General features: G+C 61.7%; 21 protein-coding genes. 8 read left to right on the forward strand and 13 right to left on the reverse strand.

What is annotated here, in order from left to right; translation table 11 throughout:
* Positions 1-342 precede the first annotated feature (342 nt).
* Positions 343-495: a hypothetical protein gene (locus POI8812_RS17705; protein ID WP_162844894.1), complete on the forward strand. Its 153-nt coding sequence runs from the start codon at positions 343-345 to the stop codon at positions 493-495.
* On the opposite strand, the gene POI8812_RS10980 is transcribed toward POI8812_RS17705, so the two are convergent.
* Positions 492-1,643, reverse strand: a complete 1,152-nt coding sequence (locus POI8812_RS10980; RefSeq protein WP_108782648.1) for a deoxyguanosinetriphosphate triphosphohydrolase — start codon at positions 1,641-1,643, stop codon at positions 492-494. The two genes, POI8812_RS17705 and POI8812_RS10980, sit on opposite strands and share 4 nt — an antisense overlap.
* A gap of 77 nt (positions 1,644-1,720) precedes the next feature.
* Between POI8812_RS10980 and POI8812_RS10985 the strand changes: the two genes are divergently transcribed.
* Positions 1,721-2,056, forward strand: a complete 336-nt coding sequence (locus POI8812_RS10985; RefSeq protein WP_108782649.1) for a HesB/IscA family protein — start codon at positions 1,721-1,723, stop codon at positions 2,054-2,056.
* A gap of 63 nt (positions 2,057-2,119) precedes the next feature.
* Positions 2,120-2,890, forward strand: coding sequence for an exodeoxyribonuclease III (xth, locus tag POI8812_RS10990; RefSeq protein ID WP_108782650.1), 771 nt, complete (start codon positions 2,120-2,122; stop codon positions 2,888-2,890).
* A gap of 171 nt (positions 2,891-3,061) precedes the next feature.
* Here the strand turns inward: xth and POI8812_RS10995 are convergent, their stop codons facing one another.
* From POI8812_RS10995 to fmt, 3 genes are read right to left on the reverse strand one after another with little or no spacing between them, the layout of a single operon-like run.
* Positions 3,062-4,228 carry an FAD-dependent oxidoreductase gene (locus POI8812_RS10995; RefSeq protein ID WP_108782651.1) on the reverse strand — a complete coding sequence of 389 codons (1,167 nt, stop codon included), beginning with the start codon at positions 4,226-4,228 and terminating at the stop codon, positions 3,062-3,064.
* Positions 4,229-4,234: 6 nt separating this feature from the next.
* Positions 4,235-4,495: a hypothetical protein gene (locus tag POI8812_RS11000; protein WP_108782652.1), complete on the reverse strand. Its 261-nt coding sequence runs from the start codon at positions 4,493-4,495 to the stop codon at positions 4,235-4,237.
* Positions 4,496-4,499: 4 nt separating this feature from the next.
* Positions 4,500-5,411, reverse strand: coding sequence for a methionyl-tRNA formyltransferase (gene fmt / locus POI8812_RS11005; RefSeq protein ID WP_108782653.1), 912 nt, complete (start codon positions 5,409-5,411; stop codon positions 4,500-4,502).
* Positions 5,412-5,537: 126 nt separating this feature from the next.
* Between fmt and POI8812_RS11010 the strand changes: the two genes are divergently transcribed.
* Complete coding sequence (locus POI8812_RS11010; protein WP_108782654.1) at positions 5,538-6,338, forward strand: class I SAM-dependent methyltransferase; 801 nt, start codon at positions 5,538-5,540, stop codon at positions 6,336-6,338.
* Positions 6,339-6,342: 4 nt separating this feature from the next.
* Here the strand turns inward: POI8812_RS11010 and def (POI8812_RS11015) are convergent, their stop codons facing one another.
* Complete coding sequence (gene def, locus POI8812_RS11015; protein ID WP_108782655.1) at positions 6,343-6,843, reverse strand: peptide deformylase; 501 nt, start codon at positions 6,841-6,843, stop codon at positions 6,343-6,345.
* On the reverse strand, positions 6,840-7,349 hold the full coding sequence (gene def, locus POI8812_RS11020) for a peptide deformylase (RefSeq protein WP_108782656.1): 510 nt from the start codon (positions 7,347-7,349) through the stop codon (positions 6,840-6,842). Before def (POI8812_RS11020) ends, def (POI8812_RS11015) begins: the two co-directional genes overlap by 4 nt.
* 107 nt (positions 7,350-7,456) lie before the next feature.
* On the opposite strand from def (POI8812_RS11020), the gene POI8812_RS11025 reads away from it, so the two are divergent.
* Positions 7,457-8,626: a MalY/PatB family protein gene (locus tag POI8812_RS11025; protein WP_245895373.1), complete on the forward strand. Its 1,170-nt coding sequence runs from the start codon at positions 7,457-7,459 to the stop codon at positions 8,624-8,626.
* A gap of 51 nt (positions 8,627-8,677) precedes the next feature.
* Here the strand turns inward: POI8812_RS11025 and POI8812_RS11030 are convergent, their stop codons facing one another.
* Positions 8,678-8,974 carry a GCN5-related N-acetyltransferase gene (locus POI8812_RS11030; protein WP_108783205.1) on the reverse strand — a complete coding sequence of 99 codons (297 nt, stop codon included), beginning with the start codon at positions 8,972-8,974 and terminating at the stop codon, positions 8,678-8,680.
* A 261-nt stretch (positions 8,975-9,235) separates the two neighbouring features.
* Between POI8812_RS11030 and POI8812_RS11035 the strand changes: the two genes are divergently transcribed.
* Together POI8812_RS11035 and POI8812_RS11040 are read left to right on the forward strand one after the other, a co-directional pair.
* Positions 9,236-10,195: an HpcH/HpaI aldolase/citrate lyase family protein gene (locus POI8812_RS11035; RefSeq protein ID WP_108782657.1), complete on the forward strand. Its 960-nt coding sequence runs from the start codon at positions 9,236-9,238 to the stop codon at positions 10,193-10,195.
* Between the two features lie 65 nt (positions 10,196-10,260).
* The gene (locus POI8812_RS11040; protein ID WP_108782658.1) at positions 10,261-11,217 is read left to right on the forward strand and encodes an acetyl-CoA carboxylase carboxyltransferase subunit alpha; all 957 of its coding nucleotides are present in this window, start codon (positions 10,261-10,263) and stop codon (positions 11,215-11,217) included.
* Positions 11,218-11,266: 49 nt separating this feature from the next.
* Here POI8812_RS11040 and POI8812_RS11045 read toward each other — a convergent pair whose 3' ends face one another.
* From POI8812_RS11045 to POI8812_RS11065, 5 genes are all read right to left on the reverse strand, one after another.
* Positions 11,267-12,262 carry a hypothetical protein gene (locus POI8812_RS11045; protein WP_108782659.1) on the reverse strand — a complete coding sequence of 332 codons (996 nt, stop codon included), beginning with the start codon at positions 12,260-12,262 and terminating at the stop codon, positions 11,267-11,269.
* Complete coding sequence (locus POI8812_RS11050) at positions 12,255-12,701, reverse strand: tellurite resistance TerB family protein (protein ID WP_146186160.1); 447 nt, start codon at positions 12,699-12,701, stop codon at positions 12,255-12,257. Before POI8812_RS11050 ends, POI8812_RS11045 begins: the two co-directional genes overlap by 8 nt.
* 105 nt (positions 12,702-12,806) lie before the next feature.
* Positions 12,807-13,505, reverse strand: a complete 699-nt coding sequence (locus POI8812_RS11055; protein WP_108782661.1) for a lysophospholipid acyltransferase family protein — start codon at positions 13,503-13,505, stop codon at positions 12,807-12,809.
* 16 nt (positions 13,506-13,521) lie between these two features.
* On the reverse strand, positions 13,522-14,415 hold the full coding sequence (locus POI8812_RS11060; protein WP_108782662.1) for a cell division protein FtsX: 894 nt from the start codon (positions 14,413-14,415) through the stop codon (positions 13,522-13,524).
* The gene (locus tag POI8812_RS11065) at positions 14,412-15,089 is read right to left on the reverse strand and encodes a cell division ATP-binding protein FtsE (protein WP_108782663.1); all 678 of its coding nucleotides are present in this window, start codon (positions 15,087-15,089) and stop codon (positions 14,412-14,414) included. Before POI8812_RS11065 ends, POI8812_RS11060 begins: the two co-directional genes overlap by 4 nt.
* Before the next feature lie 173 nt (positions 15,090-15,262).
* On the opposite strand from POI8812_RS11065, the gene POI8812_RS11070 reads away from it, so the two are divergent.
* Positions 15,263-16,774 (forward strand): zinc-ribbon domain-containing protein, encoded by a 1,512-nt coding sequence (locus tag POI8812_RS11070; protein WP_181377199.1) that lies wholly within the window; start codon positions 15,263-15,265, stop codon positions 16,772-16,774.
* Between the two features lie 63 nt (positions 16,775-16,837).
* Here POI8812_RS11070 and POI8812_RS11075 read toward each other — a convergent pair whose 3' ends face one another.
* Positions 16,838-19,324, reverse strand: coding sequence for a DUF4175 domain-containing protein (locus POI8812_RS11075; RefSeq protein WP_108782665.1), 2,487 nt, complete (start codon positions 19,322-19,324; stop codon positions 16,838-16,840).
* Between the last annotated feature and the right edge of the window lie 30 nt (positions 19,325-19,354).

The following is a 19,354-nucleotide window of genomic DNA, read 5'->3' on the forward strand; positions in this document are numbered from 1 at the left end:
ATTGAGAATCATGTGCCTCTGCCCTCGGAGTGTCGGGTGGCGGATTGGCAAGCTGAGTGATCTTCATACCGCCAGCCTAAGATTGGTTCGGACAAGCATGTTGCAAAGCAACGTGCGGGTAGCAATGCAGTTCTACTGCGCTCCGTCATATCGCTAAGCTTTAGCACATCTTGGAAGTGGGGAGCTCAATCTTTGCTCCGATGGACCAAAACGACGTCAAGCACCCAATTTTCATCAAAAAAAGGGTTGGAAAGCGAAGTTATCCCCATCCTTCACAGGCCGGGGATCACTGATCGCCATGCTACAAGATGTACAATTGAGCACAATATGTAGAGGAAAATGATGGACAAGACATACGTCATTACCATCGTACTCATCTTGCTTACACTGATCGTTGTAGGTGCGATATTCGGTAGTGAGTTCCTAATGCTTTTTGGCGCTGCTGCCGCAGCAGCAATTGCTGTGGTCAAGCGGCAGAATTCAGAAGACGACTAACCCCGCTTCATCTCGCCCCTCAGCGCACGGTGCTCCTCAATCGCGAACCGGTCCGTCATCCCGGCGATGTAATCCGCGACGATCCGCGCGCGCAGGGTCTCGCTTTTCGCAGCGCCTGCCGCCTCGCTCCATTCCGGGGGAAGCATGCCGGGATCGGCCATGAAGTCCTCGAACAACTGCTCCACGATCCGCGCCGCTTTCCGGCGCATGCGGCGCACGGACCAATGACGATACATCCGTGCAAACAGGAACGCCCGGATCACTTTCAGATCGGCCCACATGGCAGGGGAAAACCGCACCACCGGCGCGCCCAACGCCCGCACCTCTGCCGCTGAACCCGGCGATGCCTCGCGCAACAACCGCTCGCTTTCGCGCAGCACATCCTCAACCATGACGCCAAAGACCCTGCGCAGCGCCTCATGCTGCCGCCGATCTTCGTCGAGCGAGGGCCATTTCCGGTCTACCTCGGCAAAACAGCGCCCCACGATGGGCAGGTCGCAAATGTCATCCACAGCAAACAATCCCGCCCGCAAACCGTCATGCAGGTCGTGATTGTTATAGGCGATATCGTCCGAGATTGCGGCCACCTGCGCCTCTGCTCCGGCATGGCTCTCAAGCTCCAGATCGTGCCGCGCGTCGTAGTCGGCCAGCGCGAAGGGCAACTCCCCCGTCACCGGGCCATTGTGCTTTGCGATGCCTTCCAGCGTCTCCCAAGTCAGGTTCAGCCCGTCCCACTCGGCATAATGTCGCTCCAGATCCGTGACGATCTTCAGCGCCTGAGCATTGTGATCGAACCCGCCATAGGGCGCCATGCAGTCCGCCAGCGCGTCCTCCCCCGTATGCCCAAAGGGCGTGTGGCCCAGATCATGGGCCAGCGCGACAGCCTCCGCCAGATCCTCGTTCAGCCCAAGCGTGCGCGAGATCGTGCGCGCCACCTGTGCCACCTCGATCGAATGGGTCAGCCGGGTGCGAAAATAATCCCCCTCATGCTCCACAAACACCTGCGTCTTATGCTTGAGCCTGCGAAACGCGCTGCAATGGATGATCCGGTCGCGGTCGCGCTGAAAGGCAGAGCGGTGGGCGCTGCCCCCCTCCCGATGCAAGCGCCCCCGGCTCTCCTCGGGCGATGTGGCATATGGCGCGAGCATGCGGGCCCTCCCTTGCACGGCGCAAAGCAGCGCCCTATTTCTTGAGTGAATCGCACAGATACTGGAGAGGGGCAATCATGGACCTCGACCTGCCACCCAAAGTCTCGGACCGCGCCTTTGCGCGTCTCGCTGAAATCAACGCCGCCACCGGAGAGGCGAAGGCCCTGCGCGTCGCGGTCGAGGGCGGCGGGTGCTCCGGCTTTCAATATGAAATCGAGCTGGCAGACGCCCCGGGCGACGATGATCTCGTCCTCGAAAAGGACGGGCAGAAGGTGCTGGTCGACAGCGTCTCCCTCCCCTTCCTGTCCAATGCGGTGATCGACTTCACAGAAGAGCTGATCGGCGCGCGGTTTGTGATCAACAACCCAAACGCCACCTCCAGCTGTGGCTGCGGTACGTCCTTCTCCATGTGAGGGCGACTTGCCCCGGCCCGGCCTGCCCGATAGACCGAACCCAGACCGGCAGCGGAGGCCCGAATGATCATCGCCAGCTTCAATATCAACGGGATCAAGGCGCGCCTGCCCGCCCTTTTGCAATGGCTGGAAGAGGCAAAGCCCGATGTGGCCCTGCTGCAAGAGATCAAGTCGGTGGACGAGGCCTTCCCCCGCGAACCGATTGAAGATCTCGGCTACAATGTCGAAACACACGGTCAGAAGGGTTTTAACGGGGTCGCGATCCTCTCGCGCCGCCCGCTCGAGGACGTAACCCGCCGTCTGCCGGGCGACGACAGCGACGAGCAGGCCCGATATATCGAGGCAACGGTGGACGGTGTGCGGCTGTGCGGGCTGTACCTGCCCAATGGCAACCCGACACCGGGGCCGAAATACGATTACAAACTGGCTTGGATGGACCGCCTGCACGCCCGCGCAGAAGAGCTTCTGGCAACAGAGCAACCCTTCGTCATGGCGGGCGATTACAACATCATCCCGCAGGCCGAAGACGCCGCCCGCCCCGATGCATGGCGCGACGATGCGCTCTTCCGTCTTGAAAGCCGCGAGAAGTTTCGCCGCCTGCTCAATCTGGGCCTGACCGACGCCCTGCGTGCAACGACGCGCGCGTCCGAAACCTATACGTTCTGGGATTATCAGGCGGGTGCACGGCAGCGGAATGACGGCATTCGTATCGATCACCTGCTGCTCAGCCCGCAAGCGGCGGACCGCCTGCTCTCCTGCGAGATCGACGCCCATGTGCGCGACAGGGAAAAGCCTTCGGATCACGTGCCGATCAAGATTGAGCTGGCGGAGTAGAGCGGTCGCTACTCGTCCAATTCTCAAAATACAAAATCTGACGCAAAGGCGCCGTTCCGAGGGGTGGCGCAATCGCGCCGCCCCGTGGGGGCGGAACGGCGCGGCGCAACGGGGCCCGTTGCGCGGGCGCTTTGTCGCGAGCAATCTCTCTCAGATTCAACTTTGGGTGTTCTAGTCGATCTTATTACTACCGAAGGCGATCGCAGCCTCCGCCACCGGATCATGCCCGTAAATCCAGTCCATACGCCGTTGACCAAACCGTGGGAAAAGCCGATCGGTGACGGCCATCCCGGCAAGCAATGCGGGGCGCAGTGGCAAACCGGTATGATTGATCCGGCCCTGCGTCACAGCAGCCGCCTGCATCCGCGTAGCACGCGCCTTGCGATGCGCCTCAAACCGCGCCAGATCAGCCCCCTGTGACAGACAGTGGGCGAGCGCCCAGCCATCCTCCAACCCCATGGCCGCACCCTGCGCCAGAAAGGGCAACATCGGGTGGGCGGCATCACCGATCACGACCAGTTTGCCCTTGTGCCAATGGGGCAGCTCCGGGTGCGAGAGCAGCCCCCAGAGAAACGTATCCCTTACATCCGCCAACGCGTCTTGCGCATGATGGGACCAGCCGTCAAAGGCGCGCCGCAGGTTGTCGGGGTCATCAACCTCTGACCAACCCTCCGCCCGCCAATCAATCCGTTTCGTCACCGCCACGATATTGGTCAAACGCCCCCCGCGGAGCGGATAAGTGACGATGTGCCGATCCGGCCCGATGGTGAGTTCTGTCCGATTGGGCGCATCCGGGGCACGGGGGGTGAGCGCCCGCCATGCCGCAAAGCCGGTGAAATCAGCCTTGGGCATCTCGCCCAGCGCCGCGCGCAATCCCGATTTAACGCCATCGGCCCCGATCACCACGTCAAAGCGGTCGCCGCCCACGTCTCCATCAACGGCCCCCTCCGGCGCGACAGCCGTTCCCAGGCGAAACGTCACGCCCTCCGCCTCAACCGCATTTGCCAGCAATCCGATCAGATCAGCCCGATGAAAGGCCAGCAGCGGTCGCTTCCAGCGCGCCTCCGCCGCGTCACCCATCGCGACCTGCATCAGGCGCGCTCCGGTCCAGTGATCGCGGATCACCACGGCATCGGGCCGCGTGGCGAGGGCCCGCGCCTCCTCGCCCAGTCCCAGCGCGTCGAGCACTGCAACGGCATTTGGCCCCAGTTGCAGCCCAGCGCCGACCTCCCCCAACGCGGCTGCCTGCTCGAAGATGGTGACCGTCAGGCCCCTCTGCGCGCAGGCGAGCGCGGCAGACAACCCCGCAATGCCCGCCCCGACAATGGCAACGCGCACAGTGCCCTACCTGCGACCGCGCTTGTTCCGACGGCGATAGGCCACCTCAGTCGGGATCAGGAATAAGGCACCGGCAGATGCAATCAGCGCGTTCACGCCCGGTGGGCCGAAGCTGATCCCGAACATACGACCGACAAAAAAGAACAGGATCGTGCCGCCCATCGCGATGATGATCGACGGCACATAGCCATTATGTGTGAAGCCCAGCCGTTCGGAGGCGTAGCCGAATATGCCACCCAGAACCATGCTGAAGAAAAAGGACATCATAGCGTTACTCTCCCAGAAGCGTTCCCTTGGATATGGGGCTTCCCCGCTGAAATACATCAGCATCCTGCACGCTTGACCCTGCACGCTGCAAGCGTTCCAGCGTCAGGGCACCCGTGCCGCACGCCACACGAAGGGCATCGTCGAGCACTTCGCCAGGTTGCCCCTCACCTGCATCGGGTCGCGCCATCAGCACCTTGATCCGCGCACCGTCCTGTAAGGTCCATGCCCCCGGAAACGGAGCGAGCCCGCGAATGATACGATCCAGCTCGACCGCAGGGCGGGTCCAGTCAATGCGGGCCTCTGCCTTGTCGATCTTGTGGGCGTAGGTGACACCAGCCTCAGGCTGCGGCGTCGGCTTCAGGGCGTCTATGCGGTCGAGCGCCGTTACGATCAACGATGCGCCCAGCGCGCTCAATCGGTCATGCAGCTCTGCCGTTGTTTCCCGCGCTGCGATCGGCAGTGCCTCCTGCAACAGAACTGGCCCGGTATCCAGACCGGCCTCCATCTGCATGATGCACACGCCAGTTTCCTGATCTCCAGCCATGATCGCACGGTGGATCGGCGCCGCCCCCCGCCAGCGTGGCAGCAGCGAGGCATGGATGTTGATACAGCCGCGCGCAGGCGCGTCCAGAATGGCCTGCGGCAAGAGCAACCCATACGCAACGACAACCGCCGCCTCAGCCTCTAATGCTGCAAAGGCGGCCTGTTCTTCCGCTCCCTTCAGCGATGTCGGGTGGCGAACCACAAGGCCCAGCGCCTTTGCCCGCGCTTGAACCGGGGAGGGTCGCAATTTCTTGCCCCGCCCCGCCGGACGCGGCGGCTGGGTATAGACGGCGGCAATCTCGTGCCCGGCCTCGACCAAAGCCTCCAGCACCGGGACCGAAAACTCCGGTGTGCCCATGAAGATCAATCGCATCCTCGGCCCTCTCTTCCACTTTACAGACGCAGAACTGGCCCGAATGCCTCAAAAGCGCAAGGGAGGCTGACGCAGCACCGCAAGATCGCTATCCTTTCCCCGCTCGCAGAACAGGGAGGTCGCAACATGGCAGACCCATTTCAGAACGTTGATGCTGCCGGTGAAGACTTCATCGCCGCTTTCGCTGACTCAATGGATGCCCGGCAAGACGACCCGACGATGGAGGCCATCGTTGCCGACTATCTGGGACGCGCGCATTTCGCTGCGGATGGCCTGACCGTAGAGGTCGGATGCGGCGCGGGCGCGATCACACGGCGCATCGCAGATCACGCCAACCCGGCAAAGGTGGTCGGCCTCGACCCCTCAAACGGGTTCATTCGCGAAGCCGCGCGGCGTGCAGGCGACCGGGCCAACCTCTCCTTCGCGGTGGCAGACGGCGCAGACCTGCCCTTTGACGATCAATCCGCAGATAACGTGGTGCTGCACACGGTCCTAACCCACGTCACAGCACCCGACACTATACTGACCGAGGCCACCCGCATCCTGAAACCTGGCGGCACCATGATGATCTGCGACGCCGACTTCTCGAAAGCCTCGCTCGGCAGCTTCGAGGATGATCCACTACAAGTTTGCGCGCGGTACTTCGTGCGGGAATTTGTGACCGATCCGCACCTTGTGTCCAAGCTGCGCGATTTGATCAGCGCATGCGGATTGACGCTCAGCCATTTCGACCTGCGCAGCCGACCGGTGCTCGACAATGAACAAATGTTGCCCTGGGTCGCAGAGACCGCGCGGCTCATGCTCGAACGGGGTGAAATCGGGGAAACACTCCACCAGGGTCTGATCGAAGAGTATCACCGCCGGATGCAACGCGGCACGCTTTACGGCTATCAGGTCTTCGCGACGGCGGTCGCCAAGAAGAGCTAAGCCGCTAGCCGCGCCGCCGCAGCTTTTCATATTTCGCCAGCAGCATCCGTCGCTTCACCGGCTTCAACCGATCCACAAAAACCTTGCCGTTGAGGTGATCGATCTGATGCTGAACGCTCGTGGCCCAGAGGCCGACGAAGTCGCGCTCTTCCTCTTCCCCGCGCTCATTCAGAAACGCCACGGTCACAGCCCGAGGCCGTTCGATCATCGCCGATATGCCCGGCAAATTGGGGGAGGCTTCCTCATGCGCGCGCAATTTGACGGAGGCATGAAGCACACGCGGGTTGGCCATGCGCACAGGCTCATCGCCCTTGGTTGAGCAATCGACAACGGCCAGCTGCCGCATCTCGCCAATCTGTGGGCCAGCCAGCCCGACGCCGGGCATCGTATACATCGCCGCCAGCATCTCATCCCAAACCGCGCGCACGCCATCATCCACGATCTCAACCTCGGGGACAGCACGGCGCAGACGAGTATCCGGCCACGGCAGAAAGGGCCGCGTCATGCCCGGCTCTTCTTCAACTTCTTCATCTTGTTGGTGATGGTCATGCGCTTGACCGACCCAAGATAATCGATGAACAACTTGCCGTTCAGGTGGTCCAACTCATGCTGGGCACAGGTTGCCGCCAGCCCGTCAAACTTGCCCTCGCGCATCGCGCCATCGCGATCTGTCCAGCGCATCTCGATCTCGGCCGGGCGTGTGACCTCGGCGTAAATATCGGGAATGGACAGGCAACCTTCCTCGTAGACGTCCTCTTCCTCGGACGACCACAGGATCTCTGGATTGATCAGAACCATCGGCTCCGGCTCTGCATCCTTCTCAGCCACGTCCATGACGAACATGCGCTTCATCGCGCCGATCTGTGGGCCGGCCAAACCAATGCCCGGCGCGTCATACATCGTCTCAAGCATGTCGTCGGCCAGCTTGCGCACGGCGTCATCGACCTCAGCGACGGGATCGACGACCTTTTTCAGGCGGGGATCGGGATGGATCAGGATCGGGCGTATCATGGCCGCGTGACATAAGCCGCCACGCGCGCCCTTGCAACGATACAATGACGCCCTTGCCCCTGCCCGCCTGCGCGTTACGCTCCCCCTGACAGTAAAGGAGCGCCCACATGCCCGTGAATTTTGATGAAGTCATCGACCGCCGCAACACCCACTCGGTCAAGTGGGACGCGTGCGAGGCGCTTTATGGAGTCTCTCCTGATGATGGTATCGCGATGTGGGTCGCGGATATGGATTTCAAGCCACCCACCGCCGTGCAAACCGCGATGCGCGAGGCGGTGGAGCACGGTGTCTTCGGCTATTTTGGCAATGACAAACCGTACAAAGACTCGATCACCGGCTGGATGAGCCGCCGCCACGGGTGGGACGTTGATCCGGCCACGATCTCCACCACGCACGGTCTTGTCTCCGGTGTCGGCCTCTGCCTGCAGGCCTTCACGGAAAAGGGCGACGGTGTGGCCCTGTTCACGCCCGTCTATCACGCCTTTGCCAAGATGATTCACGCCAATGAGCGCCGTCTTGTCGAATGCGAGATGGATGTTGTCGATGGCCGCTTCCAGATGAATCTGGAGCGGTTGGAGGGCATGCTGGACGGCCTGCGCATGGTCATCCTCTGCTCCCCCCACAATCCCGGTGGCACGGTCTGGACGGCAGAAGAGCTGACAGCGCTGGCTGATTTTTGTGAGGCGCATAACCTCATCCTGATCTCCGACGAGATTCACCATGATCTGGTCTTTGGCGGCGCAAAGCACCACGTGCTCGCAACATTGCGCCCCCAGATGAAGACCCTCATCACGCTGACCGCCGCGTCAAAAACCTTCAACCTGGCAGGCGGCATGACCGGCAATGTCACGATCGCTGATGTAGAAATGCGCGCGAAGTTTCAGAAGATCCATCTGGCCTCCGGCGCCTCGCCCAACCGGTTCGGCATGCTGATGACGACGGCGGCCTATTCCGAAGGTGACGCGTGGCTGGAAGCCTGCATTGCCTATCTGGATGAGAACCGGCGCATTTTTGAGGATGGCGTAGCCGCCATTCCGGGCGTCAACCCGATGCGCCTTAATTCCACCTATCTCGAATGGGTCGACTTCAACGGCACCGGCATGGACGAGGCGGAGATTCAGCGCCGCGTTCAGGCAGAGGCCAAGATCGCCCCGAACCACGGCCCCACCTTCGGCAAGGGCGGCGACAACTGGCTGCGCTTCAACATCGCCACCCGCCGCGCCTTGGTCGTGGAAGCTGTGGACCGGCTGCAAAACGCCTTCGCCGATCTTCAGTGATGCTCGCTGCGCCCCGGCCTTGATCCGGGGCCATCCAGCGAAACGCGCCGCTTACCCTTTGCCGCGCCAACTCAAACTGGCGCGGTTCATCGCGGGCAAGTCGGCTTCTCCGCGCAGTGCGGCCTCACCGGTCTCGACCGCTGCACGCAGGATGGCCTCAGGCGCATGGGCGTAGGCAGGGCGCTGCGCAATCGTGTCATACCAAACGCCTCCGCAAGCATGGTCGAGGAGGACGCGCTGAAAGCAGTGGTCGAGATGAACCGGCCAGCCGCGCGCCCGCGCAACTTCGGGCAACACCTCTCGCGTCAACTGGAGCCAGCGTTGCTCCAGCATTTCCCGGTCTGACATCTCGAATAGCCGCTCCTGCATGGCAGGCGAGGTGGTGTGATTGGGTGTCAAGGCAAACGACTTCGCACACGCACAGCGGAATGCGCGGTGTACGGGCTGTGTACGCTTTGTGCACAGGTTGTGTATCGTAAAATTGAGCAATTCTGGTGGATCGGGATGAATTTCGCTGCGGCGCACAAATCGTCGCTTGACGATGCTTGCGCAACGAAATACCCCTCAGCTAAATCAGATTGAAACATCCTTTCGCGATGGAGATTCCGAATGTCATTCAAGGTGCAGCCACAAGCCCCCTCAATGCCGAACCGTTGCCAGCTTTTCGGCCCCGGATCCCGGCCTGCGATTTTTGAAAAGATGGCCGCCTCCGCCGCCGATGTAATCAACCTGGATCTCGAAGATTCTGTCGCCCCCGACGATAAACCGCAGGCGCGCGCCAATATCATCGAGGCGCTCAATGATGTCGATTGGGGCACCAAGACGGTCAGCGTCCGTATCAACGGTCTCGATACGCCCTACTGGTATCGGGATGTTGTGGAAGTCCTTGAAAAAGCTGGCGATCGCATCGACCGCTTCATGATCCCGAAAGTTGGCAATGCGGGCGACATATATGCAGTCGACGCGCTTGCCAGCGCCGTTGAGGCCGCGATGGGCCGCACCAAACCCGTACGTTTTGAAGTGATTATCGAGACGGCGGCAGGCCTTGCCCATGTCGAAGAAATCGCAGCAGCCTCGCCCCGGATGGAAGCGATGAGCCTGGGTGCCGCGGACTATGCCGCCTCCATGGGCATGCAGACCACGGGCATCGGCGGGACGCAGGAAAACTACTACATGGTTGCCCCCGATGGCTCGCACCACTGGGGGGATCCGTGGGTCGCACCGATCACCGCCATTGTCGCCGCCTGCCGCACCCACGGTCTTTTGCCCGTTGACGGACCATTCGGAGATTTCTCGGATGATCAAGGGTTTACGGCGCAGGCACGCCGCTCCGCGACGCTTGGCATGGTCGGCAAGTGGGCAATCCACCCAAAGCAGGTTGCCCTTGCCAATGAGGTCTTCACACCGTCCGAGGCCCAGATAACGGAAGCCCGTGAAATCCTGGCCGCGATGGAACAGGCCACGAAAGACGGCTCCGGCGCGGCTGTCTACAAGGGCCGTCTGGTCGATCTTGCCTCGATCCGTCAGGCCGAGGTGATCGTGAAACAGGCCGAACTGATCACCGGCTGATTGCATTTCCCCGCCCCTCGCGCCTATATCCGTTCCACGCGGAACGTTGCGGCAAGAGGGGCGACATGCAGAACTATCTCGACTTCGAGAAGGGACTGGCTGAAATCGAGGGCAAGGCGGAGGAGCTGCGCGCCCTCGCACGTCAGGACCCCGATATGAAGGTGGAGGATGAGGCGAAGGCCCTCGACCAGAAAGCCACCGACATGCTCGCCGAGCTCTATGGCGATCTGACAGCCTACCGCAAAACGCTGGTCGCCCGTCATCCGGAGCGGCCGCATTGCAAAGATTATATCGACGCGCTTTTCACCGAATACACACCGCTCGCCGGTGATCGGAACTTTGCCGACGATCACGCGATCATGGGCGGGCTGGCACGGTTCAATGACCAACCCGTTGTCGTGCTGGGTCAGGAAAAAGGCCACGACACCGCCTCCCGCCTGATGCGCAATTTCGGCATGGCGCGGCCCGAAGGCTATCGCAAGGCCGTACGGCTGTTGGACCTGGCTGACCGATTTGGCTTGCCCGTTATCGCACTCGTAGACACGCCCGGCGCCTATCCGGGCAAGGGTGCGGAAGAGCGCGGCCAATCCGAAGCCATTGCCCGCGCAACGGAAAAATGCCTGAGCCTCGGCGTGCCCATGGTCTCTGTCATTATTGGCGAGGGCGGGTCGGGCGGCGCCGTCGCACTCGCCACCGGTGACCGCGTCGCAATGCTGGAGCATTCGATCTACTCCGTCATCAGCCCAGAGGGGTGCGCCTCGATCCTGTGGAAAGATGCAGAGAAAATGCGCGAGGCGGCAGAGGCACTGCGCCTGACCGCACAAGACCTGCAGAAACTCGGCGTGATCGAGCGGATCATTCCCGAGCCAGTCGGCGGCGCACAGCGCGACAAGGGCGCGACAATCGAAGCTGTGTCAAAGGCGATTTCCGCAATGCTCACCGAACTGGGCGACGCGACGCCCGACGAGCGCCGCAAGTCCCGCCGCCAGCGCTATCTCGATCTTGGCTCCAAAGGGCTTTGACATTCTGCACACCGGCACGGGTCACTCTGCCGGTGTGCATTGAACACACTCAGTGCCGCTGTCGACGGCCCCGCAGGATCGATTGAAAGAAACCGGCACGCGGCTGAACATTGTTGTCAACACCAGACGGCGGCGGGTTGGCGGCCTTCGGCTCCACAAATTTGTGCAGATCTTCCGCTTTGTGCTCTGGGTGCAGTATCAGCCACGTGTCGCAAGACGCGCCCTCCTTTCCTTTTGGAATGAGCCTGAGCCTGTTTGCCTTGCCAGAGACTGCATCCGCTTCACTGCCAATGGTGTCACCGTCGTTGAACGGATTGCCCGAGACGAGCTTGAGCCAAATGAAGGCATGCATCGCGGTTACTGACGTCGGTATGTCAACCGGTGCGGGCGCGTAGCTGACCTCGCAATCCGCGAAAGCGCGCATCCCAATAGAGAGACCTTTCACGGATCCATCCTGTGTAAATCCCGCATCGAAACCGACCCATTGCAGGATCGGCCACTCGTCTCGCAGGGCCTCATCGGCCATTTGGATTGTCTTTTCAGGTGACAGGAAGTGGTCTGCTGGTTCCCAGTAGACCGCAAGCGCCACAGGCAGTTTTGCAAAGACCGCCGCCAGCGCGCTGCACAGCCGTGCTGCGGTAAATTTCTCGACCAGTCCACGTCCAGTTGCCGGAACGGAAATGGCAAGATAGGAACGATTGCGCGCCAGTCGCTCTTCGAGATCCGGACAGTTGACCCGGGCCATGGGACGCAGCGCCTTGAAGTCCCATTGCCCGTATCCCGGCAGGCGCACCAGCTGGACAGGGCCAGCGGCATCTTCCCCGTCCAAACCGATAATTCCTTCGGTAATGAACTGGTTGGTGTCACACAGGGTATCCCTAATAAATGTGCCGGTCGTGCGGCGCACATCCAGATCCGGGTAATCCTCGGTCAGCGCATCAAAGATTTCAGCAGCCTCGAACTGCACGCCTTCGCTGAACAGCACATAGGCACTGAACAGCGGAAGCTTGTCTTCCTTCGGATCCATTGCAGCTGCGTCAGGCATTTGCCGGACGTTGCAAGATGACAACCACATCGAGAATCTTGTTAAGAACGTCCCGGTTCACTTCGAGAACTGCCGCCGTTGCCGCAAGCGTCGCCTCCTCCGCCCGGTCGATCGTGCCATCTGCCAGAGAAATGCGCGCGGCAAAGCAAAACGCAGTTTCGCGCAACGCCGGGCTGAGCACCCCTGCGGCCTCACGCAAGACCTGCTCGCTGCCTTTTGCCCTCACATCAGAAATGATCTGGTTGATGAGGTCGCTGATCACCTTGCCCTCGATCCCAAAGAATATCGGGCTGAATCCACATAAATTGGCAAGCTGGGCGATCTCGCTGTTGTCGATCCGGCCATCGGCGGCCATCGTCAAAACAGAAGGCGCAATCACGGCTTTTGCTATCGTAGTGTCGGGGCCTTTTGAACCACGGAGGCGAGAAAACAGGGCCACAGGGAATCTCCATCAATCCAGAAAATACGTTCTGAATTCTCTAGCACTTTGGGCCGTGCCGGAATGTGATGATTGCTACTCTGAAGACGGTTTCAGTCGGAAATTTCAGTCCGGCAACAACTTGTTGGAGGCCATCTCGACCTCCATCTCAAGGCGCTGCATGAACTCGGCATCTTGCAAGCCCACCGGGATGGTTGGCAGGAACTCGATCACCGCCGTGCCCGGCTTGCGCAGCAGGGAGTTGCGTCCCCAGAAAAGCCCCGCATTCGTGGCCGCAGGGACACATGGCAGGTTGAACGTCTGGTACAGGATCGCCGTGCCGCGCTTATAGCGGGCGGGCAACCCGGGCGCGACGCGTGTGCCCTGCGGGTAGATCACGATCTGGCCGGGGTCCTGCTGTTCCTCGGCCACGTCCTCCACCATCTCGGCGGTCGCGCCGTGCTTGCCGCGATCAACCGGGGCGCAGCCGATCTGCATGGCGTAAAAGCCAACGATGGGCGTCCACTTGACCGATTTCTTCATGATGAATTTCGGGCGCGGCAGCGTGCCCATCAGCATGATAATGTCGAGGAAAGACTGATGCTTTGCCGCGACGATGCATTCGCCCTGCGGCACGTCGCCCCGGATCTCAACCTTGATACCGACGATCACGCGGAGCAGCCAGAACACGATGTGGCAGTATTTGGCCATGATCCAATAGGCCCAATCGCGACGGATCAGCGCCGGAATGGCCCAAAGGATCCCCAGCACGGCCATCACCACATACATCGCAAGGCTGAAGATCAGGGATCGTAGCAACAGCATCTATATGTCTCGTTCGTTAAGTCTCAGCCGCATTTGCCAGCATGCGCGCGGCAGCAATTCTGGTGCTGATATAGGCCACAGCCCCCGCAATCAACGGCACAAGCCCGATCCAGAGCCATTCCAGGCCTGAGGGACGCAATTGGGCCGCAAACGCTGCGTCACGTGCGACGTCTGGGCTGAGCGCGATCAGTGCGCCCGCCAGCACACTGCCCATAGCGGCCCCCACCAGTGCACGCCATGCGAAGCGCTGCACGAAGGCCGAGGCGATATAGCTATCCCGTGCTCCGATCAGGCGTAGGGTCTCCACCACCTGACGATTGGCCGAGAGCGCCGCGCGGGCGGCCAGCGTGACCATCGCTGCAACACATAAGGTGATCAGACCCAGCGCCCCGTAGCCCACCAGTCGCAGCCGTTCGGCGACGGCCATCATCGGCCGGCGCCAGCGGGTGTGATCGTCGTAGAGCGCATCTGGCGCTTCCCCCGCCAGCCGCAGGCGCAGACCCATCGTGTCCGGCCCATCCAGCGTTTCCTCCATCACGATCACATTGGGGACCGGCAACAGATCCAGCGCCAAATCAGTGCCCAGCCACGGGGCCAGCAGGCCCTGCTGCTCCTGTTCGCTCAGCACACGGGCGAGCAGGACGCCGGGCGTCGTCTGCGCGGCCTGCAGGGCGGCCGCCGTCTGCTGCTGCATGGTCTCGGGCGGAGCAAGAATTGTAATGGTCGATGACCGGGCAAGCTCTGAGGACCAGCGCGCCGAAAGGCGGTGTGCGGCAAGCGTGGCTGCGATCGCGACAACGGCCAACACGGCCATGGCAAACGCCGTTGCGGTGACCAGATGCGCCGTCGCACCGCTGGGCGGAACCACCTGAATGGGCGGACCGTCGGCCTTGCGAAAGGGGATATTCACAGTTCAGCCCCCGCGATTTGCAGCCTTCCCTGCGCCAGCCGCAGGTTGCGCGCGTTCACATCGCTTTTGGCAGCACGGATCAGATTAAGGTCATGGGTCGCGATCAAAACGGCCTTCCCAAGCTTGTTCAGCTCCACCAGAAGTCTCAGGACCCGCTCGCCCATTTCCCAATCCAGATTGCCGGTCGGTTCATCGGCCAGAATAATATCCGGGGATCCGATGACGGCGCGGGCGAGAGCGACACGCTGACGCTCACCGCCCGAGAGTTCTGCGGGCTTCGCATCTGCGCGTGCGGTCAGCCCGACCCATTCGAGCAGGTCCTCACAATCCTGAAGCGTCTCCTCTGTCCGCCGGTCACTGACGCTGAGCGGCAGCATCACATTCTCCCGCACGCTCAGGTGATCAAGGAACTCGCAATTCTGGTGCATGACGCCGATGCGCCGCCGCAAATGCGAGACACCATCACGGTCCATGCTCACAGCGTCGGAGCCGAAGACCGACAGGCGACCGTCGGTGGGCTTTAGCGCGAGGTAGCACATCTTTAGAAATGTGGTTTTGCCCGCGCCGGATGGTCCGGTCAAAAAGTGAAAGGACCCCGGCGCAATCGACAGCGCAATGTCGGACAAGACCCGGTCCTGACCGTAGCTGAAACCCGCATCTTCAAACTCGATCAAACCGACACCCCTGCCCGCCCCACGCGGTTGCTGCGCAGTTTTGCAGAACAGTTGGCAAGGAACAACGGCTTACGCTCTATGCACCCGCAAAATTGCACGCTAGGCTGACCTTCCGAATGTGGGGGCCATCGCTGTCGGGGGACAGTTGGCAGATCGACAAGACGAGAGACGATATGCGACTGATTTGTCCGAATTGCGCCGAACAATATGAAGTACCTGAGTCGGCGATCCCGGCCCATGGGCGGACCGTGCGGTGCAATACCTGTTCGAACAGTTGGGTCGCCTATCTGCCCGAGGCTGCGCCGGAGCCCGAACCCGTCACGCTTCCCGATCCTGTCGAGGCACCGGTTGCAGAAGCTGACCAGGATGCAGCGCCGACACGGGACGAAGCAGATCGTGGATTTGATGCAGACGCGTTGCGTGCCTTGATGGCCGCTCCGGTTGCGGGTGCCGCCATCAACGAGGCGCTTTCGCCAGAGCCAGAGCCAGAGCCAGAGCCAGAGCCAGAGCCAGAGCCAGAGCCAGAGCCAGAGCCAGAGCCAGAGCCAGAGCCAGAGCCAGAGCCAGAGCCAGACACCGCGATTGTTGAAGACGCGCAACCCCTAATCGAAGGGGCGGAACAAACGGATGCACCGGAAGAACCAGCGGAGGACGACTGGCGCTCTCTGATATCGGAAGAGTTTGAGCAGCAGACCGACGCTGCTGATGCTGATGCTAATACTGATGAGGCGGAGCCACAGGTAGACGCGCCATTCAAGCCTGAGGCGCAAGCGTCGGAAGATACGTCATCTGCGATTGCGGCTGCACTCGGCCTCGACAGCTCGGAAGTGCCTCAGACCCCTGCCAATGATGATGTGGCAGAGCCGGATGACGCGCCGGTGATCGAGCCTGAAGCTGAAGCTGAGCCTGAAGTTGCACCGGAACCGGAGCAGGATGAAAATTTCGCCATCCCGCCGGTACCGGAAGCCCGCGAAACCAAGACAGATGCGGAAGCGGCCTTTGAAGCCATGCGGGCGAAGCGCGCGGAGCGACGCGCGGCGCGCGAAGCGGCCAGACAGGCGGCGACGCAAGCGGCAGCTGAAACCACGACTCCGGACGCTCCGTCCGAGCAGGCCACGGCTGACGCAGCCGACCCGGTCGAACCGGATGCAGCGCCTGAGCCGCAGGATGAGACGGCATCTGTGGTGCCGTTCTCCATCTTCTCTCAGGAGCGCTCGGACCCTGAGCCGGAAGAGGATATCAGCGCCGATCTTGAACGTCTGCTAGACGAGGGCAGCCCCGAGCCGGTGACGGAAGAGCCGGCGGATCAGGCGGAGGGTGCAACCCCGATCCCGCTCGCTCCACGCCGCGCGCGGCCAACGCGCCCCGGACGGCCCGGTCGACCCGGCCAGACCGAAGACGCGAGCGCCGCCGCAGCGGAGGACACCGATGTTGTCGATTTGCCCCGTGATGAACCACAAGCGGACGATGCGGCCAAAGGATCGGGTCGTGCACGCTCGCTAGGCTTTTTCACTGCTGTGCTGATTGCTGCATTGGGTACAGCGCTCTATGTCGCTGCCCCGCAGCTTTCCACCATCGTCCCCGCACTTGAGCCCGTCTTGACGAACTATTCCGGGGCGATCAACGGCGTGCGGGGGACATTGCAGGACCTTGTGAGCGGCATGATTGGCGGCGCATTCGGATAATCAGCTGCAATCAAAGTATGAAACGAGACGGCACTTCCCGAATGGGCAGTGCCGTTTCTGTTTCTAGAAGCGGTCCAGAAGGTCGCGAAGGTAGTTTCGCTCTTCTGCCGTGCGATCCATCTCGCCCGATCGACGACGGATTTCATCGAGCAAATCCTGCATGGATCCCAGCGGCCCCGCCTCTGGCACCACATCGGAGCCGCCTTCGAGCGCCTGACCGTTCCCAACCGGGCGGCCGAGGGGATCGCGAGCGTCTGCACGCTCACTCTCCGAATCCGGGGCATCGCCCTGTCGCTCGGCATCAGAGGCTTCACCGGAATTGGCGCCCTCTTCAATCTGGCGGAGACCTTCACGCAGGTTTTCCATAGCCTCAGCCTGTTCATCCAAGGCCCGGCGTCCATCATCCTGACGCAGGGCTTCCGCCGCGTCGGCCATATTGCGTTCCGCTTCCTCAAGCGCTTCGCTGCCCAAACCATCTTCCAGACTGTCGAGAAGGTCGCGCAACGCGTCCTGTGTTTCGGCGAGACCCTCTAGCCCTTCCCCGGGTTCCTGCCCGAGCAGCGGTGCGCCGCCTTGGCGTTCACGGAATTGGCGCTGCAACTCTTCGAAGGTGCGGTCCGCGAGATCCTGCTGCTCACGCATGGAGTCTTCGACCTGACCTTGGCGGCCTTGCCCCTCTCCATCGCCTTCGCCGTCGCCTTCCTGCGGCTCACCTTGGCCTTGACCCTGCTGGTTCAGGGTCATCTGCATGTTTTCCATCATCTGCTGCAGCTGTTCGAGCAGGCGTTGCGCTTCTTCTGTCCGGCCTTCACGGCTGAGTTCCTCAATACGGTCAAGCATGTCCTGAATGTCCTGCTGGGACATTTGCATACCTTCGCCCGACTGCTCCCCATCTTGCGGCTGCGCGTTTGGATCGTTGCGCAAAGCTTCGGCCATCTGTTCCATGTAGTCGCGCATCGCCTCGCGCAGCTCTTCCATCAACTCGGCGATTTCCTCATCCGATGCGCCATCCTCCAATGCCTGCTGAAGCCGTTCTTGCGCGCGGCGCAGACGGGCGGCAGCATCGGCCAATTCACCATCCTCAATCGCAAGGGCGAGGGTCCAAAGCTCCTCCGCGATCTCCTCCAGTTCCTCTTCAGAAAGACCATCTGCGGCCGAAGTCTCAAGCATCTCAACGATGTCACGCAGGGTCAGGAACGTGTCTGGTGGCGCGGTCAGGTCAGCTGGCTGATGCGAAATCGCGCGCAGTAGTTGACCCACGCGGCGGGCATTGGCATTCGGGTTCCAGAACAGATCTCGCCGCTGCTCGACAATGGCGCGGGCGAGCGGATCAAAAAAGCTGCGGCGCGGCAGATCAATGTCGAGCACATCACTGCGCCCGGACTGGCCCGCCCCATCCACCGCTTCGAGGCGCAATGAGACCGGAAGAGCCGCAAAGGGGTGCTGGGACAGGTCTTGAACCAACATGTCCGAGATTTCTGCACCGGCGCGCGGTGGCAATGGCAGGTCGAGTACGATCGCGTCACGAGCGACCGGATCGACGGTCAGGCCATGGCGCCGATCAGCAGCCTCTGGGCGCAGCGTGATCGTGACCGCACCGGCAACAACCTCAAAATCATCGCGCGCCTCGAATGGAACTTCCAAAACGCCACCGGTGCCGCGTCCAACGTCCTCACCAAAGCTGATGGTCGGGGCCGCGTCCTCACCCACCGTGAAGCGCCAGCGGACAAGTTCGGCGCCGCCGCGCTCTAGCGATACCTCACCGGCCTGGGCGACGGGGAAGGTCGCGTCGTAGAGGCCGGGTGCCGCAAGCTGCAAATCAATCTCTGCCGACTGAACGGATTGGCTGAGGGAGAAACCCTCACCATATGTGCGCAAGGTGATGATTGACCCCTCTGGCAAGGGAATCGTGAAGGCGTCGTCCTGACGTTCTGTCAGATAGATCGTCGGCGTGCCGGTATAGCCCGGAGGGGTTGCCCATGCCTCGTAGACCGGCCCTGCCGCCACTGCCGAACTCCCATCCGGGGGAAATCCACCATCCAGAACATCGCCTCGCGCAAAGAACAGTGCCGCGATGAAGGCCACAGCTGCAATCAGGCGGAGGGCCCAAGGGTCACGGCGCGCGACACGTAAATCCGGCGCCGGTGGGCGCAGCCGGTCAGCGCGCATGCGGGTGCGACGCAAATGCGCCTCCCAGATACCGGTGCTGCCGGTGGCTGGCGTGTCAGTCAGTGTGGCGAGCGCCTGCCCGACACCCTGAGTGTCGAGACGCGATACCGCCTCTTCCATAGTGGGAATGCGGACGCGCCATATGCCCCAGATCAGGGCAACAAACGCGGCAAGACCCAATGCAGGAAGCAAGAATACGCCCCCCGCAAAGAGGGCCTGCACGCCGAAGGACAGCAGCGCGAAGCCCGTCATCAATACAGTGAGCAGAGGCCAAAAACAGCGCACAAACCGCTCCAGCCCCATCACGACACGGGTCAGCTGCAATCGCCCACGATAGCGGGCGAGGATGTCGGTCTGCTCTGATCTGGTCGGTTCGCTCATGACCCCTTCCACCCTCAACTGCCGAGGGCC

It is taken from the genome of Pontivivens insulae, assembly GCF_900302495.1.
Taxonomy (GTDB): Bacteria; Pseudomonadota; Alphaproteobacteria; order Rhodobacterales; family Rhodobacteraceae; genus Pontivivens; species Pontivivens insulae.